16 protein-coding genes are annotated in these 16,394 nt (G+C 59.6%); 12 read left to right on the forward strand and 4 right to left on the reverse strand.

Annotated elements, in window-relative coordinates; genetic code table 11:
* Positions 1 to 31 precede the first annotated feature (31 nt).
* The 3 genes from AC1RLZ_RS10170 to AC1RLZ_RS10180 are packed head-to-tail and all read left to right on the forward strand — an operon-like array spanning position 32 to position 1,470.
* Positions 32 to 496: a rod-binding protein gene (locus AC1RLZ_RS10170; RefSeq protein WP_493188541.1), complete on the forward strand. Its 465-nt coding sequence runs from the start codon at positions 32 to 34 to the stop codon at positions 494 to 496.
* Between the two features lie 33 nt (positions 497 to 529).
* Entirely contained in the window at positions 530 to 1,021 is a 492-nt protein-coding gene (locus tag AC1RLZ_RS10175; protein WP_493188542.1) for a hypothetical protein, read from the forward strand.
* Positions 1,021 to 1,470: a hypothetical protein gene (locus tag AC1RLZ_RS10180; RefSeq protein WP_493188543.1), complete on the forward strand. Its 450-nt coding sequence runs from the start codon at positions 1,021 to 1,023 to the stop codon at positions 1,468 to 1,470. The genes AC1RLZ_RS10175 and AC1RLZ_RS10180 overlap by 1 nt, the downstream gene beginning before the upstream one ends.
* A 169-nt stretch (positions 1,471 to 1,639) precedes the next feature.
* On the opposite strand, the gene AC1RLZ_RS10185 is transcribed toward AC1RLZ_RS10180, so the two are convergent.
* Both AC1RLZ_RS10185 and AC1RLZ_RS10190 read right to left on the reverse strand, forming a co-directional pair.
* Entirely contained in the window at positions 1,640 to 2,353 is a 714-nt protein-coding gene (locus tag AC1RLZ_RS10185) for a response regulator transcription factor (RefSeq protein ID WP_493188544.1), read from the reverse strand.
* 888 nt (positions 2,354 to 3,241) lie between these two features.
* The gene (locus AC1RLZ_RS10190) at positions 3,242 to 4,126 is read right to left on the reverse strand and encodes a hypothetical protein (RefSeq protein ID WP_493188545.1); all 885 of its coding nucleotides are present in this window, start codon (positions 4,124 to 4,126) and stop codon (positions 3,242 to 3,244) included.
* A 535-nt stretch (positions 4,127 to 4,661) separates the two neighbouring features.
* Here AC1RLZ_RS10190 and AC1RLZ_RS10195 point away from each other — a divergent pair.
* The 3 genes from AC1RLZ_RS10195 to AC1RLZ_RS10205 all read left to right on the forward strand — a co-directional run bounded on the left by AC1RLZ_RS10195 (position 4,662) and on the right by AC1RLZ_RS10205 (position 7,365).
* A complete protein-coding gene (locus AC1RLZ_RS10195) occupies positions 4,662 to 5,015 on the forward strand; it encodes a hypothetical protein (RefSeq protein ID WP_493188546.1) in 354 nt (117 codons plus the stop codon).
* Positions 5,016 to 5,707: 692 nt separating this feature from the next.
* Entirely contained in the window at positions 5,708 to 6,613 is a 906-nt protein-coding gene (locus tag AC1RLZ_RS10200; RefSeq protein WP_493188547.1) for a glycosyltransferase family 1 protein, read from the forward strand.
* A 467-nt stretch (positions 6,614 to 7,080) separates the two neighbouring features.
* Positions 7,081 to 7,365 (forward strand): integrase arm-type DNA-binding domain-containing protein, encoded by a 285-nt coding sequence (locus AC1RLZ_RS10205; protein ID WP_493188687.1) that lies wholly within the window; start codon positions 7,081 to 7,083, stop codon positions 7,363 to 7,365.
* Between the two features lie 283 nt (positions 7,366 to 7,648).
* Here the strand turns inward: AC1RLZ_RS10205 and AC1RLZ_RS10210 are convergent, their stop codons facing one another.
* Both AC1RLZ_RS10210 and AC1RLZ_RS10215 read right to left on the reverse strand, forming a co-directional pair.
* A complete protein-coding gene (locus tag AC1RLZ_RS10210; protein ID WP_493188548.1) occupies positions 7,649 to 8,626 on the reverse strand; it encodes a mechanosensitive ion channel family protein in 978 nt (325 codons plus the stop codon).
* A 75-nt stretch (positions 8,627 to 8,701) separates the two neighbouring features.
* Positions 8,702 to 9,619: an MBL fold metallo-hydrolase gene (locus tag AC1RLZ_RS10215; protein WP_493188549.1), complete on the reverse strand. Its 918-nt coding sequence runs from the start codon at positions 9,617 to 9,619 to the stop codon at positions 8,702 to 8,704.
* A 433-nt stretch (positions 9,620 to 10,052) separates the two neighbouring features.
* Between AC1RLZ_RS10215 and AC1RLZ_RS10220 the strand changes: the two genes are divergently transcribed.
* The 6 genes from AC1RLZ_RS10220 (at position 10,053) to AC1RLZ_RS10245 (ending at position 16,136) form a co-directional block, all read left to right on the forward strand.
* On the forward strand, positions 10,053 to 10,916 hold the full coding sequence (locus AC1RLZ_RS10220) for an alpha/beta fold hydrolase (protein WP_493188688.1): 864 nt from the start codon (positions 10,053 to 10,055) through the stop codon (positions 10,914 to 10,916).
* 35 nt (positions 10,917 to 10,951) lie between these two features.
* Entirely contained in the window at positions 10,952 to 12,157 is a 1,206-nt protein-coding gene (locus tag AC1RLZ_RS10225) for an NAD(P)/FAD-dependent oxidoreductase (protein WP_493188550.1), read from the forward strand.
* A gap of 72 nt (positions 12,158 to 12,229) precedes the next feature.
* Positions 12,230 to 12,976, forward strand: coding sequence for an SDR family NAD(P)-dependent oxidoreductase (locus AC1RLZ_RS10230; protein ID WP_493188551.1), 747 nt, complete (start codon positions 12,230 to 12,232; stop codon positions 12,974 to 12,976).
* A 69-nt stretch (positions 12,977 to 13,045) separates the two neighbouring features.
* A complete protein-coding gene (locus AC1RLZ_RS10235; RefSeq protein WP_493188552.1) occupies positions 13,046 to 14,506 on the forward strand; it encodes an ATP-binding protein in 1,461 nt (486 codons plus the stop codon).
* On the forward strand, positions 14,503 to 14,892 hold the full coding sequence (locus tag AC1RLZ_RS10240) for a response regulator (protein ID WP_493188553.1): 390 nt from the start codon (positions 14,503 to 14,505) through the stop codon (positions 14,890 to 14,892). Before AC1RLZ_RS10235 ends, AC1RLZ_RS10240 begins: the two co-directional genes overlap by 4 nt.
* Positions 14,889 to 16,136, forward strand: a complete 1,248-nt coding sequence (locus AC1RLZ_RS10245; RefSeq protein WP_493188554.1) for an adenylate/guanylate cyclase domain-containing protein — start codon at positions 14,889 to 14,891, stop codon at positions 16,134 to 16,136. The genes AC1RLZ_RS10240 and AC1RLZ_RS10245 overlap by 4 nt, the downstream gene beginning before the upstream one ends.
* Positions 16,137 to 16,394 lie beyond the last annotated feature (258 nt).

A 16,394-nucleotide genomic window follows, 5' to 3' on the forward strand; every position in this document is an offset into this window, starting at 1 on the left:
TGGAAGCTCTCACAACTACGCAGGGCGTAACATGACTGTCGCCGCGGTATCGAACGATCTGATCGCGGACGTCATGAAAGCGGCCGATCCGGCCGCCCAGCGCGTGGCGGCAACCAGGCTGGAGCGCATGGCGCCTGCAGGCAACGCGAATTTCGCATCAGCGATCGCGGACGAGTTCGCCGCGGGGCAGACGGCCCAGGGCGCGACGCCGGCCCCCATCAGCGGCGGGGAGGTCGCAGCGACGCCGATCATCCGGAAAGCGGAAGGAAGCAATCCGGTCTACCGCAAGTTTGAAGCCTTCGTGCTGCAGATGTTCGTGGAAACGATGCTGCCGAAGGATGCCGAGGATGTGTTCGGCAAGGGTACCGCCGGCAATGTCTGGCGCTCGATGCTGGCCGAGCAGATCGGAAATGAAATGGCCAAGGGCAATGGCGTCGGCATCGCCAAGCAACTGGCCAAATCGCGCCCGACATCGGGACCCGCTTCAGAAAGCTAACGGCCGATTTCGGCCATGACAGTAGAGATCGACATGGAACAGATCGAACAGCAGACCTCCGTTATCCCCGTCGAAGCGCAGGCTCTGACCTTGCCTGAAACCGACTTTCCTGAATCGCCTGCGCAGACGGCTCTCGCCTTTGACGAGGGGGACGAGGTGCACGGCCAATGGCTCGGTACCCAAAGCAGCACGCTGACCGCGATCGATCGGTTGAAGGCGACCATTGACGAAGAGACGGAGAAGCTCGAAGCCCGCGTCATGGTGGAATTCGACGCCTTCAGCCAGCGCAAGAATCGGGGTTTGCTTGAATTGACCCGCGCGATGCGGCTGATGCAGGACGTCAAGAGCGATCCGCGGATCACGCCGCAACTCACACAGTTGCGCGCCAGCCTGGTCCGCAATCAGGCCGCGCTGCAGATCCATCTGGATGCGGTGCGTGAAGTGTCGGCAATTATCGCACGGTCGATCCAGGAGGTTGAATCGGACGGTACCTACTCGTTGATGATCGCAGGCAGGCGCAAATGATGAAACTGCTCATCACAGGTATTTGGGCCTGTCTCGTCACTGTGGGCACCAGCTTCGGGATCTCCTACTGGAAGGAGACCGCCGCAGCATTGCCCGCCAAGCAGGATCAGCCCGAAGGGCTGGTTTATGAAAAAACCAAGGTGCTCAATGTGCCGATGATCGCTGACGGGAGCGTCCAGGGCTATATCGTCACCCAGATCGTCTTCACCGCCGATGCCCAGGTCCTGCGCCGGCTTCCGGTGCCGCCGGAGCCCTTCGTCGTCGATGAAGCCTTCCGCACGATCTATGGCGACCAGAAGCTCGATTTCAAGAATCTCGGCCGTTACGACCTCACGCAATTCGCACAGACGGTGCGTGCGCAGGTCAACAAGCGTCTGCAGACGGACGCGCTGCAGGAGGTCCTGGTGCAGGATTTCAACTATGTGTCGAAGGATCAGATCCGCCGCTGAGACTACAGCGAGTGGTCATCGATGTGGTACGGTGATACTCGATGATCTGGCGTGGTGGATGTGTGGTACTTCGTGTTACGCGAGAAGTTCTGTGTCTTGCACAGCGCTTCGAGGAGGCGGTGGACGCCAACGCCGTGATCGGCGTCCTCTTTCGCGTAAGGCGCGAGCCTTAGTTCGCCTTTGAAACAGGCGCCTCGTTAGCGGGGCGGGACTTCAGATCGTCCAGCCGGTAGCCCATGTAACGCTTCGATTCGACAGGATCGAAGCCAAGATGGTCGCGTAGCTTCTTGCGCAGCTTGCTTACGTGGCTTTCGATGACATTCTCATCGAAGCTAGCATCGAATAGACCATAGATGGCATTGAAGAGTTGCGTCTTCGTCAGCCACTTGCCCTGATGCTCGACCAGGTGTTCGAGAATGCGCAGTTCGCGCCGCGGCAAAATTAATGTCCGGCCGGCGACTTCGGGGTCGCGACCATCGAGAAATACGCGGATCACGCTTGTCTGCGCGGGCTCATGCTGATCGATGGTGCGGCGGCGAATGACGGCCGTTCGTGCCATGATCTCACGGACATGAACGGGAGCATGGACGACGTCATCGACACCGGCTTCGAACAATTCAATGGTCTGCTTGAGATGCTTCAGGCTGTTGAGCGCAATGATAGGCGCCCGTGACCTGTTGCGGATACTGGACGGGATGCTCGTCCGGTCTGGACAATCGCCGAGCAGAAATGCCCGAATGGCAGTCAAATCGTTACCAACGGCACATTCCAGCCAATCGCGAAAGTCTGTGGAAGTGAAGCCAATCGATACAACCCCTTCGCGATCAAACCCGGCCGCATAGCCTTGTGTGACGCCCTCTCGGTCATCGATTACAACAAACATTTTAATCCCCTGCGTGTTCGCCTTGATATCGTTATGGGGTCGAATTAGGCGCACTCGCCCCATTTTGGTCTTGAAGACGCAACACAACAGTTACTGAAGCGGATGGATGGGCTTTCGCGCGATGCGCTGACTTGCAATGGGGGCCCGGTCGCTTTTGCGGGATACCCAGTGCTGTGATGCGGTCAGCTCACGTTCTCTGGCTTGCATTCATCCGTAGTTCCAGAGAGCTCCCTCTCGCGATGTGAACACAACATGACATCTCATGGTCGTGCACGGCCGGTGGCAGAACCGAGGCTGCGTGAATGTCAAAATCGGGAAGTGGCTGATCGCGTGCCGTGTCGTCGATACTTGGCGCTTTGATCGGTTGAACTTGCCCGAATTGTCACACACACGAATCGGCGTACTGATCATCAAGATGATACCGCAACATCAAGTAATCGAGCTGCACAAATTTGCAAAGAGTCGTGCTTGCAAACCATGCAGTTGAAGCGAACTAACAAGTGGATAATTCATGCGAGGCGACGCGATCATCGGATCTTTCTCGCGTCGCACTATCCTGCGGCCTGCCATCGCAAACGTCGTTCCGACGTCGCCATACGGAACCAGTGAAGTACCACACGGTGAAACGCATCGATTATTGTGCGCAGATGTATGAAGAGAGAGTTGGTTCGTCATGAGCTGGGTAGCAACATGCGATGACGCGGGCGAGATGTCTGCTCGGATCGATCAATGCAGGCGCCCACTCTCAGGAGTGCGCCGTATGGGGCAATCGGATTGCGCGATGCGAATCCAAAGCTGCCGATCTTGTCGGCGTCGTCCTCAATAGTTATCCAGCGTGTCACGAGCGTCCTGCCTGTGCGTGGCCGTTAGCATCAGTCTGTCGAGGGTTCAGCGACCTGAGAGAATGACGCCTCTACTGGTCAGAACCTGCCAGCGGTTGTTTTCGTTCTTGATTTCCTGGATCCGCCCGAGGGCAGGGACATCCTGCCCCGGCACGACCTCAATCACGCCGGCTTTTCCTTCAAGCACGGCGACCCCGTCATAGGCGCGGCGCAGGTGCCAGCCGGGAATAACTTCACGTGACGTACTTGCCGGCCGTTGCGTCTGGGACTGCACGGTGCCGGTGATATCGGGATTATTCGCAAGCGTTGTGGCGGCCTGTATCGCTTGTGTTTTCTCGTCGGCAATGCGTGCAAATTTTGCAGCCAGAGCCGCCTGTTCGCGTTCAGAGCGATCCTGCGCGCGACTTGCCTGTTCGGCAGCCTGGGTACGCGCAGCTTCAGCAGCAGCGCGGCTGCTAGCCACATCACCGGTCACGTCTGCAACTTGCCGTCGCAGTTGCGCGACGGAATCGCGAAGGCTGCGAATATCCGCGTCAGATACGGTTGAGGAGGTGATCGGCCGCAGCAACAGATAGGCAATCGCGCCGGCAGAAACGAGTGTCGATATGCCGACGACTATGGCCAGAGAGAAAAAGGGAGCTCGCCATGCAGGTGATTGTAATGGCCTCGCGACAATGCGGGCTGGTGGCACGGTGATGCGAGCCTTCGCTTTGACTGGTTCTTCGCGCGTCGATGCCCGGGCGCGCTGCAGGTTTGCCCGCGCCTCGCTGGCCAGGAGCTCGTCGATTGCAGCAGCTGCTGCGACATGAGGTCCCGCTGTGCGATGTGAGTTTGGCAGTTGTTCGCGAAAGAGGCCGCGGTTTTCCACAGCGTTTGACCGTGAATCCGGCGTTGTCTTGGACATCGTCATGCTGATCTTTGCATTGGTCATGACTGTCTGCAGTGGCAATCAAATCGTGGGAGTGGCGTAGCAGGCGAAGCTTGCGCGAGGCCGTCGCTGCGCCTGTGTGGACTGCCGAGCAGTTGAAGCTCGAGCACATGTTGCACGAGGAGCGATCGTTTGACCGATTATGGTAGTTGGTCGACTGCCGAGGCGGCATGTCACCAACGTCGCATGCAGTGCACAAGCGCGCATGAGCGTCGTGTAGTTATTTGTGTGGTATTCGTGTGGTCTTTGACTTGTCTCGTATCGCTCGCGGCGGCACCGCAAAGGCGACTGACGAAAGTATCGCAAACCACGCCTGCATAATTGAGACAATGCGAGGCAATCAAATCAAAGCTGAGCCAAACGATACTGAATTTGATTCGTAAAAATGTAGATGAGTCGGGCTGTCTCGCTCCAAAGTCTATCAGATCGAATCGGTAAACCTGCGCATTGAGTTAAATGCCGTAAGTCTTGATAATAGATCGATAGGGGCTATTCATCAGTTGATGAAGTGGCGTTTTAAGAAACCGACACTATTGCCATGGCCATGGATATCGATCTCAAAAGCCTGCGCGATTACGTGAAATTGTTGAAAGCCGAGCGGCAGGATTCGCCGATCGGCAAGATCAAATCCGGCGCGACCGAAATTATTAGAAAGAACCTTCGGGAACTGGAGCGGATGCACCGTGAAGACGGCGCGACGTGGACCGAAATTGCTGCGGGTCTTGCTGCGCAGGGCGTTACCCAGGGGGGTGGTCAGCCCATCACGGGCCGTCGCCTGACAGCTCTGATGCACAATATTAGGGTACAGGAAGAGCGAAGTCTTGCCCGGGAGAAGGCGCTCGTTGATGCTCCTGATGAGGAGCCGCCCGAGCCACAAGGCGCTGGCGACTGAGGCGTCGCTGCGAATTATCAACCAGATCCGTTCAAATTGACACGTCTTGTCGACGGCGTTCTGTCAAGAATGCAGTTGAGGTGGATGGAGTTGACGGCGGCGCGCACCCCGCCTTTGGCACCCGCTCGACGTTAACTGGCTTGTGCACCGCCCCCGTGATTCCCGGGGATTCTTTCGGACGTGTTCGGCACGCGCATTGCGATACGGTGCGGCACCTGTCGCCAACTCCGGCTGTGCGGACTGTCATCTTGCGCACCGATGCGCCGAAGCCCGGCGCAGCAAGCGGATGAATGGCGATCCGATCGCAGGCGCGTTTTTGGGGGAGGCAAAGGTGCCTTGAGGTCAGTTCGTCAAAACGCTTGCAAGCGGAGTATGTTGCGCCTTCTTCGCTCTCGTCAGACGCGGTTTTTTGTTGCATTCATGTCGTGTCGCGCATCAATCGTTGATGGCGGTTACGGCTCTATTGCAACTCCTGTGAACTGGCCTCGTCTGAAGGAATCCCATTGGTGAGCGCGGCTGCTGAAAACCCAAATAGGACGAGACCGAGAATTCTCGAACTGGGCTCCTGGCACTACTGCAAGGACGTCTATCCTGAAGGGACCGATGTGCTTTGGACGGGGGAACGTCCGATCCCTCGCGGGCGAGCGGCCAGAGGCTTCGCCGACTGTACGCCCTGGCGATTCATCAAGGCGATGCATGAGGCACGACGCGGGAAATACGACCTGATCATCGTCTATATGCCGCTACGCCCGGCGTGGCATCCGCGCTATTGGCTGCGCGCCTTCTTTCGGCAACCGCTCCGCCCGCTCTCCGCGATGACAAGAGTGTTCGGCGTCTCCTGGTTAAGATTCGTGAAGCTTTCCGTGCCGATCGCCGTTCTGGATATGAACGACGCTTTCATCGTCGGCTCGCATAACTTCTTTCTGCTCGACAAGGCCACCGCGGCCTTTAAGCGCGAACTCCCCGTCGATCGGTGGCACATCCTCTGCCACTCGGCCCATCCGGCACTGCCGACGCGGCGCATACGGCGCAACCGGCGCTGGAACGAACGTCTGGCGAAGATCCGCCCCATTTCGCTTCCTGCGGCGAGGATCGATACCGAGGGCGAACATCCGGAAAAGACGTCTGATGTTTTTTTCGTCGGCGAAGTCGCCGAAAATTCGTGGGTGCGCCGTGTCGGCCTCTCAGAACTCGAGGCGTTGAGAAACAAGGGGCTCAAGATCGATATTCCGTCTGAGAGGCTACCGCATGACGAATTCCTGCGGCGGCTTTCGAGCGCGTGGCTGGCGTGGTCACCGTCGGGCTATAGCTGGGAGTGCTATCGGACCGCCGAGGCGGCGCAATGTCTGACCGTGCCGGTTCTCAACTATCCGACGGTCGAACGTCACGCGCCCGTTCGAGAACACGAGCATGTCCTGCTGTACGACGTAACCCCCGGCAGTCTGTCATCCGCAATCGAGCGCGGACTAAGCGACAAGCCGCGTCTGCGCCAGATGGCACTGGATCTGCGTGACCATGTTCGCAAATATCATCTGCAGGAGGCGATGGTCGACTATGTGATCGATGAGACGTTGCGCGCTGCAGACCGAAGGTCTTGACGCGTCAAGATTCGGTGCCGCCAGCGGCGGGGACACTCGAAGCAAAAGGGAGCGCGCTCAGAGCATCAAAGATCTGTTCGATTTGTATATCGAAGATGCAGAAGCCGGCCGACTTCTGATCCGGCGCAAGAACCCAGGAAGGCAAGTACGATCGTAACGGATCGCAGCCCGCATCGAACGACATATAAAGTAAAGCCTCTCCCTGAGGCGCGCGCGGTTACAAGTGGCGTTCCGAAAATGTCCGCCTCTAACGCATGCCCGAACGATCCTCCGATCAGCCGGCCGGAGGTCGCTGAAAGCTGATATGGTGCTCGGGCTGATGCTTCATCCCATGCAGGGATTTCGCGGAATACGCACAACCATAATGACGACTAGTGCTCCCGCTAGCCATTTGCTGGCTAGGCGAGGGTATCATGGCGGCGAATTGGCGTCAGGGAAATTGAGGGACTCGATCCGGAAAGCGTAATCTGGGATCGCGAAGTCTCAGGCTTCGGCGCACGGCGGCAGAAGTGATGGCTATCAGTTACGTTGTCATTTATCGCGCGACCGAAAATCGACAGCGATTCCACACGATAGGCAGACATGGCGCACCCTGGACGCCAGAGACAGCAAGAAAAGAGGCGAGGCGAATACTTGGCAGCGTTGTCGCCGGATATGATCCGGCCGCAGATAAAAAGCAAAAAAGACACGCCCAGACCGTCAAGGATTTCTGCGACTTGTACATCAAAGATGCCGAGGCCGGACGTCGCTAATCGCCGCCGCTGACATTGTAGCGAATTTCAAGGCAGGCCTGATGGATCGCTGCTCGCGCGCGAACGTAAGACCATTGCGGAAGGCCTGACAGCGGTGCACCGACCGTCGATGGCGTCGGCTATTTTGCGCAAAGCGTACATTAGGCGGTGGCTGACGCTATCGATACGGACGCGCTGATCAACCAGAAGCGGGCCGGCATGACCATAAACCTTACGGCAAGGGGCGGCGGGGTGCCAATGTGGTCGACCTCATAACCGCGTCGCTCTTTGTGGTAGGGATAAGTCATCTAACATCTGCCTGAGGAAGGATTATTCCGGGCGGCATTGCCAGCGAAAGACCGTTCAGTCTGCATTGACAGTAGATCAGGTCGACAATCTCGTTCTTTGCTGCCATTCCAATGCTCAAACTGTCGACGCGGAACAACAGCTCTGCCTCGATCGCGATAGCGTCGATGTTCTTCAGGGCGACGACCGGTGGAGATGTTCTGACGATGCGTGTGCTCGCTTCGAGTACGGATCGCAGGACGCCCTCGACAACTCCCGGACTTTGCGTTGCTGCGACGCGGACGCTTAGCGTGATCAGGTGAGTTTCGTCGGGACGGCTGAGATTTGTCACGCCCTGCCGCGCGAGAATACTGTTCGGCAACACGACAATATTGTTGGCGCCGGTCAGGAGATTCGTGGAGCGCCAGTTAGTCTCGGTGACACGGCCTTCCGTGCCGTCGCTCAATCGAATCCAGTCGCCGAGCATATAGGCTCTGCCGAGTGTCAGCGCGATGCCGGAGAAGACGTCTCCGAGCGTGCTCTGCAACGCGAGGCCGAAAATGACCGCGACGACGCCCGAGGTCGTTACCAAGGTGCCGAGCGGCATTCCGAACACAAAGCGTATGATCGAGAGCGTTGCGCCGAGATAGATTACCGCAACGGCCATGTCCTGGATCAGATGGGCTTCGCGCGGTTTGTGGTTCAGCCTCACATAGATGTGGATGAAGCCGATCACTGTCCAAGCAAGGTGGGTCCACCATAGAATTCCCGCTTGCTTTGCGAGCAGTACGGTAAAGCCCTGACTATGGATATCATCGGCCCGGTTCGGAGGAATTCCTGCCATGAAGAGCACAAGACTCATGCTGGCGAAGAACAGGATCTGCATGATCAGGCGGCTTGTTGGCCGGTCACGACCCTGTAGATGCCAGACGCAGATGCCGACAATGCCGAGGGAGTTGAGCAAGATGAGCGTCGATAGATGATCATCGCCAAGCATGGCAGGACCTAGGCCTTGTTCGGGCCGGCCTTGTTCAGGCCGGCCGCCGTCGTGCGGATGTCGGTTATCCAGCCGTCAGAAGTCCCAGTACACCGGGACCCATCGAAAGACATTCCCGTCGATCGCCACGCGTCCGACAGACGGAAATGGCATGTGCGTGGCCACCAGCAATTCCTCGGTGGCTGCTATTTCTTTTAGCAAGCGCGTGCGAACGCGGGCTGCCTCTTCGGGATCGTGTTCGAAGCCATTGAACCAGTCGGGGTGATCGAATCCGACTGTAAACACGGCGTCGCCGGCGAAGGTGAGAGCGTCTTTGCCAGAAGCCACGCGGACGATGCTGTGTCCCGGCGTATGGCCGCCGGTACGGCGGACGATCACACCCGGAGCAACCTCGTGTTCCTCGTCAAATTGCCGTAGCTGGTTGTGATACTCCTTAGCGAACCGCTTCGCAGTTGCCCGCAGTGCATCCGGGAAGCCCGGCGGCATGGCCGTGCGGGAGAAATCCGGGGCATCCCAGAATTTGACCTCGGCTGCGGCCACGTGGATCTGTACGTTGGGGGGAAGTCGATCCTTGATGCCAGGGACGAGCAGGCCACCAATGTGATCCATATGCATGTGCGTCAGCACAATGTCGGTGACCGACGCGAGATCGATGCCGGCGCTCTCCACTCGTTTGATCAGCTGTCCGGCCCGCGGCAGGTTCAAATCAGGGTCTGATCCCAAGCCTGCGTCGATGAGGATGGTCTTGCCGCCGCTGCGCACTACGACTGCATTGAGCGCCCAATCGAAGGCGTCAGGCGGCAGGAACATGTGGTGCATCCAGGCAGCACGGTCTTTAGGGTCGGCATTGTGGCCTAACATGGTGGTGGGGAGCGGTAGTACTCCATCGCTGATCACCAGCACCTCAATCTCGCCGATCTTTACTGCGTAGCGCGACGGGACCAGCTCTTCCGGCTCCGATCGAGCCGGGCGCGAGGCAACATCTGGGCTCATGTCTATCTCCTGTTGATCGCCGCGCAGCTCGCGGCGCTAGCGACGCTATGCCGGGTCGCATCCATGATCGATTGGGCCGGCGAATAGGATCGGCAATACCTCGGCATAGGTTGCGTCCTTGAGATAGCGAAGGGTTTAGGGCCCGGCATGGCGCTGCCGAACCTATCCCGAAGAACAGGTCAAACTATTCGTAGCGCCAGCCGCGCTGATCCACAGAACGATACCGCCGCGCTGCAGACCGCATCATGTTCGGGGCATTCATGCACTGCGTGCTTCTGCCTGCTCTCACTCAAACGGAGACGAACGAATGACCTGGAAGAGCTCGATCAGCCGTCTTGCAAGATTTTCGCGGCGGAAGCTGCTCGCCACCACGCTGCTCTATGCGACATCGATGACCGTCCGCTCCTCCGCGGCGGCAGGAAAGGAAAACGGCATGCTTTCTCACACGACGGACACGGCGGATCTGACGTCTTCGATCATGACAGATGATGGCGCGCAGATCTTCTATCGGGACTGGGGCGCAAAAACCGCACAACCAATCGTGTTTCATCATGGCTGGCCGCTGTCGTCCGACGACTGGGAGACCCAGATGCTCTTTTTTCTGAGCAAGGGTTATCGCGTGATCGCCCACGATCGTCGCGGCCATGGCCGTTCCAGTCAGGCTATCGACGGTCAGGACATGGATCACTACGCGGCCGACGTCGCGGCGCTCGCTTCCCATCTCGACCTTCGCAATGCCATTCATATCGGCCATTCAACTGGCGGCGGTGAGGCGACGCGCTATGTCGCGCGGTTCGGCCACGGTCGTGTTGCCAGGCTGGTGCTGATCGGTGCGGTGCCGCCATTGATGGCAAAGACAAAAGCCAACCCCGGCGGTCTGCCGATCGAGGTGTTCGATGGTTTGCGGCAACAGCTCGCGGCAAGTCGATCCCAGTTCTATTTGGAATTCGCAAGCGGCCCTTTCTATGGCTACAACCGACCGGGCGCCAAGCCGTTGCAGGCGGTGATCTGGAACTGGTGGCGTCAAGGCATGATGGGCAGCGCCAAAGCCCATTACGAATGCATCAAGGCATTCTCCGAGACCGATTTCAGCGACGACCTGAAGAACATCACGGTTCCCACTCTGGTTCTGCACGGAAGCGATGATCAGATCGTGCCTGTCGCGGATTCTGCGCCGCTCTCGGCCAAGCTCCTCAAGCACAGTGTGCTGAAGATCTATGACGGTCTGCCGCACGGGCTCTGCACGACGCATGCCGACATCGTCAATGCTGACATCTTGAAGTTCATCACCGCCTAGCCGCCGCGCCTGTAGCTCAAATCAAGGATTTTATCATGCGAATCGTGATTGTCGGAGCCGGCTTTGCCGGTATGTATGCCGCGCTCTCAGCCGCGCGCCTGCGCGACATCCAGGGCGTCGCGCCCGAGATGCTTGAAATCGTGCTCGTCTCTCCAGAGCCCACGCTTGTCGTACGTCCCCGTCTCTACGAAGCAAATCCGGAAACGCTGACGGCGCCGCTGCTGGATGTGCTGAAGGCGATCGATGTCGTCTATCTGCAGGGCAGTGTGGAGACGGTCGATACCAAGGTGCGCGCCGTCAAGATCACGACGGCCGGACGCGCGGAACAGATCATCGCTTATGATCGGCTCATCCTTGCCACCGGCAGCCGGCTGTTCCGTCCCGATATCCCGGGGTTGGCGCAATATGGTTTCAGCGTGGATCAGCTCGGTGACGCGATCGCGCTCGACCGGCATCTGCACGATCTGGCGAAACAGCGGTCGTCAAAAATGCGCGACACGGTTGTGGTCGCCGGCGGCGGCTTCACCGGCATCGAAGCTGCGACCGAGATGCCGGCACGTTTGCGGGCGACTTTTGGTAGAGATGCGAATCCGCGCGTTATCGTTGTCGAACGGAATGGCGCGATCGCCCCCGACATGGGAGCAGGGGCTCGTCCGATCATCGAGGATGCACTGCATGAGCTTGGCGTGGAGATGCGCCTCGGTGTCGGTGTGACTTCGCTCGACAAGTCCGGTGTCACGCTCTCCAACGGCGAACATATCGAAAGCGCGACCGTCATCTGGGCTGCAGGTATGCGCGCCGCTCCGCTGACCGCGCAGATTTCGGCTGAGCGTGATAATTCCGGCCGCTTGCTGGTCGACCGCGAGCTGCGCGTTCCGTCGGTGGAGGGGGTGTTCGCAACCGGCGATGCGGCGAAAGCACTCTGCGATGATGCGGGCACCTATGCGCTGATGTCGTGCCAGCACGCGACGCGGATGGGAGCTTTCGCCGGCAACAATGCTGCGGCCGAGCTGCTGGGCGTTGCGCCGAAACCGTATCACCAGAAGGCCTATGTCACCTGCCTCGATCTTGGGGCGGCAGGCGCGCTGTTCACGCGCGGTTGGGAGCGCAAGGTCGAGATGGTTGGCGACGTAGCCAAGAAGACCAAGCGTGAGATCAACACGGTATGGATCTATCCGCCCCGCGCCGAGCGCGCTGTGGCGTTGGCTTCCGCCGATCCGGAGCGAGTGACCGATCTCTGATCGGGGCTTGACGAGGGGCCGCTCCGTATGAAGCGGCCCCAGACAGTGCGTTGGCATTTCAGGAAAGACGACATGAAGAACGGCAGAACGATCATCCTGACGGGTGGCGCGTCCGGGATCGGGCGGGCGGCGGCCCTCCGTTTCGCCGCGCAGGGCGACAAGGTTCTGGTCACCGGTCGACGCGCAGCGCCGCTCGATGCCTTGGCGGCCGAGCATCCGAACATTGTCGGCCTGGTTGCCGATGCAAGCTCTCCCGCGGATGCGGGGCGCACGGTGGCCAAGGCTGTTGCACTGTGGGGACGGATCGACGCGCTGATCAACAATGCAGGTGCCGGCGCAATCCTGTCTCTCTCGGACATTACCGCCGAGAAAATGACGGATATCTTTGCCGTCAATGTTTTCGGGCCCAGCCTGCTCGCCTCGGCAGCCTTGCCGCATCTGCGCGAGACGCGAGGGACGATTGTCAATGTATCGAGCACGTTCGGGCACAAACCGGCCGCTGCATTGTCTCACTACGCCGCGAGCAAGGCAGCGCTGGAGCACCTGACCCGCTGCTGGGCCCTGGAGCTTGCACCGCTGGGCATTCGCGTGAATGCGGTGGCGGCGGGCCCGACCGAAACGGGAGCCTTGACCGGCATGATGGGCCTTACCGCCGAACAGGCCGCCCTGGTCGAGGAGCAGGAGCGCGGGCGCATCCCGCTGGGACGGCGCGGCGTTCCGGACGATGTCGCGGATTGGCTGGTGCGGCTTGCGGGGCCCGCCACGGAGTGGATGACAGGTCAGGTGATCGATGTCGACGGCGGGCTGGGGTTGGCATAGCTGCCTGGTTTCGCGCCTTGTCGTGCCGGGAGCTTGCGATGGCATCGGCGTTAACAAGCGTTGCTCAGGATGACGAGTGATCAAAGCAAGGACGCGAAGCTGCGGTCCCAAGACCTCGACAATCAGCGTTTGCAGGAGGAGCTTGCGATCGCGCTGGAGCGACAGGCAGCGACCGCGGAAATCCTCAACGTTATCGCGCGATCTCCTACCGATGTGCAGCCGGCCTTCGACGTGATCTCGGAAAGCGCGAAGCGCTTGCTCAACGGCCAGTCTGCGCTTGTCACACGGGTCGTCGGAGACATGTTGCATCTGGCGGCGTGCACCGCCGGAAGCCCGGACGGCGACCAGGAGATTCGCCTGTCGTTCCCCACCGCATTGACCTCCTCCGGGATTCACAGCCGTGTGGCATCGTCAGCAACCATTGCGTTTCGTTCCGATGTCGAAGCCGAGGCCGATATCTCGCAATCCGTCAGGACGATGGCGCGCGCCCGTGGATATCGCAGCATTATCGTTGTCCCGATGCTTCGCGACAGCATGGCCATCGGAACAATCGGCGTCTCGCGCGCGGACCCTGGCGGGTTCAGTGAAAGCCAGATCGAGCTACTTAAGACATTCGCCGATCAGGCGGTGATCGCCATCGAAAATGTGCGGCTGTTCGAGGAGGTCCAGGCGCGAACCACGCAGCTTTCGAAATCGCTCGACGACTTGCGCGCGGCACAGGACCGCCTTGTGCAGACCGAAAAGCTGACCTCCCTCGGGCAGCTCACTGCGGGAATCGCCCACGAAATCAAGAACCCTCTCAACTTCGTCAATAATTTTGCGTCGCTGTCGGCCGAACTGACCGATGAGCTGAACGGGATACTGTCTCACATTGCCGTCCCCGGCGACGTTCGCGACGAGATCGACGAAATCAGCGGTCTATTGAAGGATAATCTGGTGAAGATCGTCCTGCACGGGAAACGCGCCGACTCGATCGTCAAGAACATGCTTCTGCATTCGCGCGGCGGTGGCGGCGAACATCGGCCGACCGATCTGAACGCCCTGGTGGATGAGAGTCTGGCGCTTGCATACCACGGCGCGCGCGCAGAGCGGCCTCAGCTGAATGTCAGTTTCGAACGTAGTTACGATCCTGAGATCGGCATGATCGAGATATTCCCGCAGGAGATTACGCGTGTTCTTCTGAACCTAATCTCCAACGGTTTCTATGCGGTCACGGAGCGTCTCGGCCAGCATGGCCGCACTTTCGAACCGACGTTGCGTGCGCAAACGCGCAGTCTTGGCGAAACCGTCGAAATTCGCATCCGCGACAACGGCATTGGCATCCCCGCTGACGTCAAGGACAGGATGTTCGACCCGTTCTTCACGACCAAGCCGCCCGGCGAGGGAACAGGCCTCGGGCTCTCGATGAGCTACGACATCGTGGTGAAGCAGCATGGCGGCAAGATCGACGTCGAGAGCGAACCGGGCATGTTCACGGAATTCATTGTCGTTCTGCCCCGCGGAAGCGGCGCACGAAGGAGGTGGTCGTGACACTGATGGTTCTGGTGGTAGACGATGAGCCGGACATCGAAGTCCTGTTCCGGCAGCAATTTCGCCGCGATCTTCGCGCTGGGCGTTTCGTGATGGATTTCGTCGGGTCTGCCGCGCAAGCCCTGGCGCATGTCGTCGATGTAGGCGAGCAGACGCTGATTCTGATCCTGTCCGATATTAACATGCCGGGCATGAGCGGGCTGGATATGTTGCCGCAGATGCGGGCCCGCCGCCCCGATGTTCCGATCATCATGATCTCGGCCTATGGCGACAATCAGACACGCAAGACCGCGCTCGAGCGCGGCGCGGACGATCTGTTTACCAAGCCGGTCGACCTCGGGCGGTTGCGCAGCGAGATCGAAATGAGAATTGGATCAGTCGCATGACCGCCACGGTTCTGATGGTCGACGATGAGCCCGACCTGGAAGCTCTGGTTCTTCGAAAATTCCGGCGCCAGCGTCGCGAAGGTCTGATCGACTTCGTCTTTGCACGCGATGGCATTGAGGCGCTCGATGCCATCGAACAGCATCCCCACGTCGATCTCGTGGTTCTCGATATCAACATGCCGCGCATGGACGGCCTGTCGCTGTTGGCGAAACTGCAGGAACGGGACGACAGGAAGTCGGCGATCGTCGTGTCTGCCTATGGCGACATGAGCAATATCAGAACCGCGATGAATCGCGGTGCCTTCGACTTCCTGACGAAGCCGATCGACTTTTCCGATCTGGAAGCAACGATCCTGAAGACCGTTCGTCACGTCGAGATGTTGCGTGAGGCACGCCGCCGGCAGACCGATGCCGAGCGTGCGCACGCTTCGCTGTCGCGCCATTTCTCGCCCGAACTCGCCAGGCGTCTCGCATCCGGAGGGGAGGACGGCATGCTGGTGCATTGGCGCCAGATCGGAATCATTTTCACTGACATCACGGATTTCACGCCGCTCGTGGAGCTGGTCGCGCCCGAAAGGCTTGCGGAATTGCTCAATGAATATGTCGGCGGATTGACGGATGTCGTGTTCGGTCACGAGGGAACCGTCGCCAAGGTGATCGGGGATGCGCTTCAGGTCCTCTTCAACGCGCCGGGCGATCAGGCCGACTATGCGACCAGGGCCATTGCCTGTGCGCTTGAACTCGATCGCTGGGCCGAGACGTTTCGCGAAAGATGGAAGCGGAAGGGCATCGATTTTGGCATCACGCGTATCGGCGTTCACGCCGGGCCCGCGCTGGTCGGAAATTTTGGCGGCGATCGCTTTTTCGACTACACCGCCTATGGCGACACCATCAACACCGCGGCACGTCTCGAAGTCGCGAACAAGGTACTTGGAACGCGAATCTGCGTCAGCGATGCAGTTGCGGACGCGGTGCCCGCATTCCGGGGGCGTCCGATCGGCGATCTGATCCTGCGCGGCAGGAGCCGGGCGCTACGGGTGCACGAGCCGCTGGCGCCGGATCAAGGCACCGGTCCGGCGACGGCAAAATATGCGGCCGCATTTCGCCTGCTGGAAGCGGGCGACTTCGCGGCTCTGCCGACCTTTGCGGCATTGGTCGGCGCCCATGCCGATGATCCCTTGGCAAATTTCCATCTGCGGCGTCTGCTCAACGGCGCGAGCGGAGTGACGATCCGGTTGGAGTAACGACGCGCCATCGGGGTGACCGGGCCGTATCGGGGCCTCCGATCCGGCGGCCGCGGCGGCCCGATGAAGCAGCGAATCCGGTTCCATTCCGGGGCGTGCCGGCAATACATGGATTTCCATGGGATGCGGAGGCCGGCCCGCAGGGCTAGACTCGGTGTCAAGAGTGCCATGGCCACGCTTTTTCAAGAGACTGTCAGACAAGGCAGCGTTAAGGCTCAAGCATTCTCGCGGAGGAGCAACCGACCATGGCGGTACAAC

The sequence above is a fragment of the Tardiphaga sp. GW822-FHT04G09 genome (genome assembly GCF_058800725.1).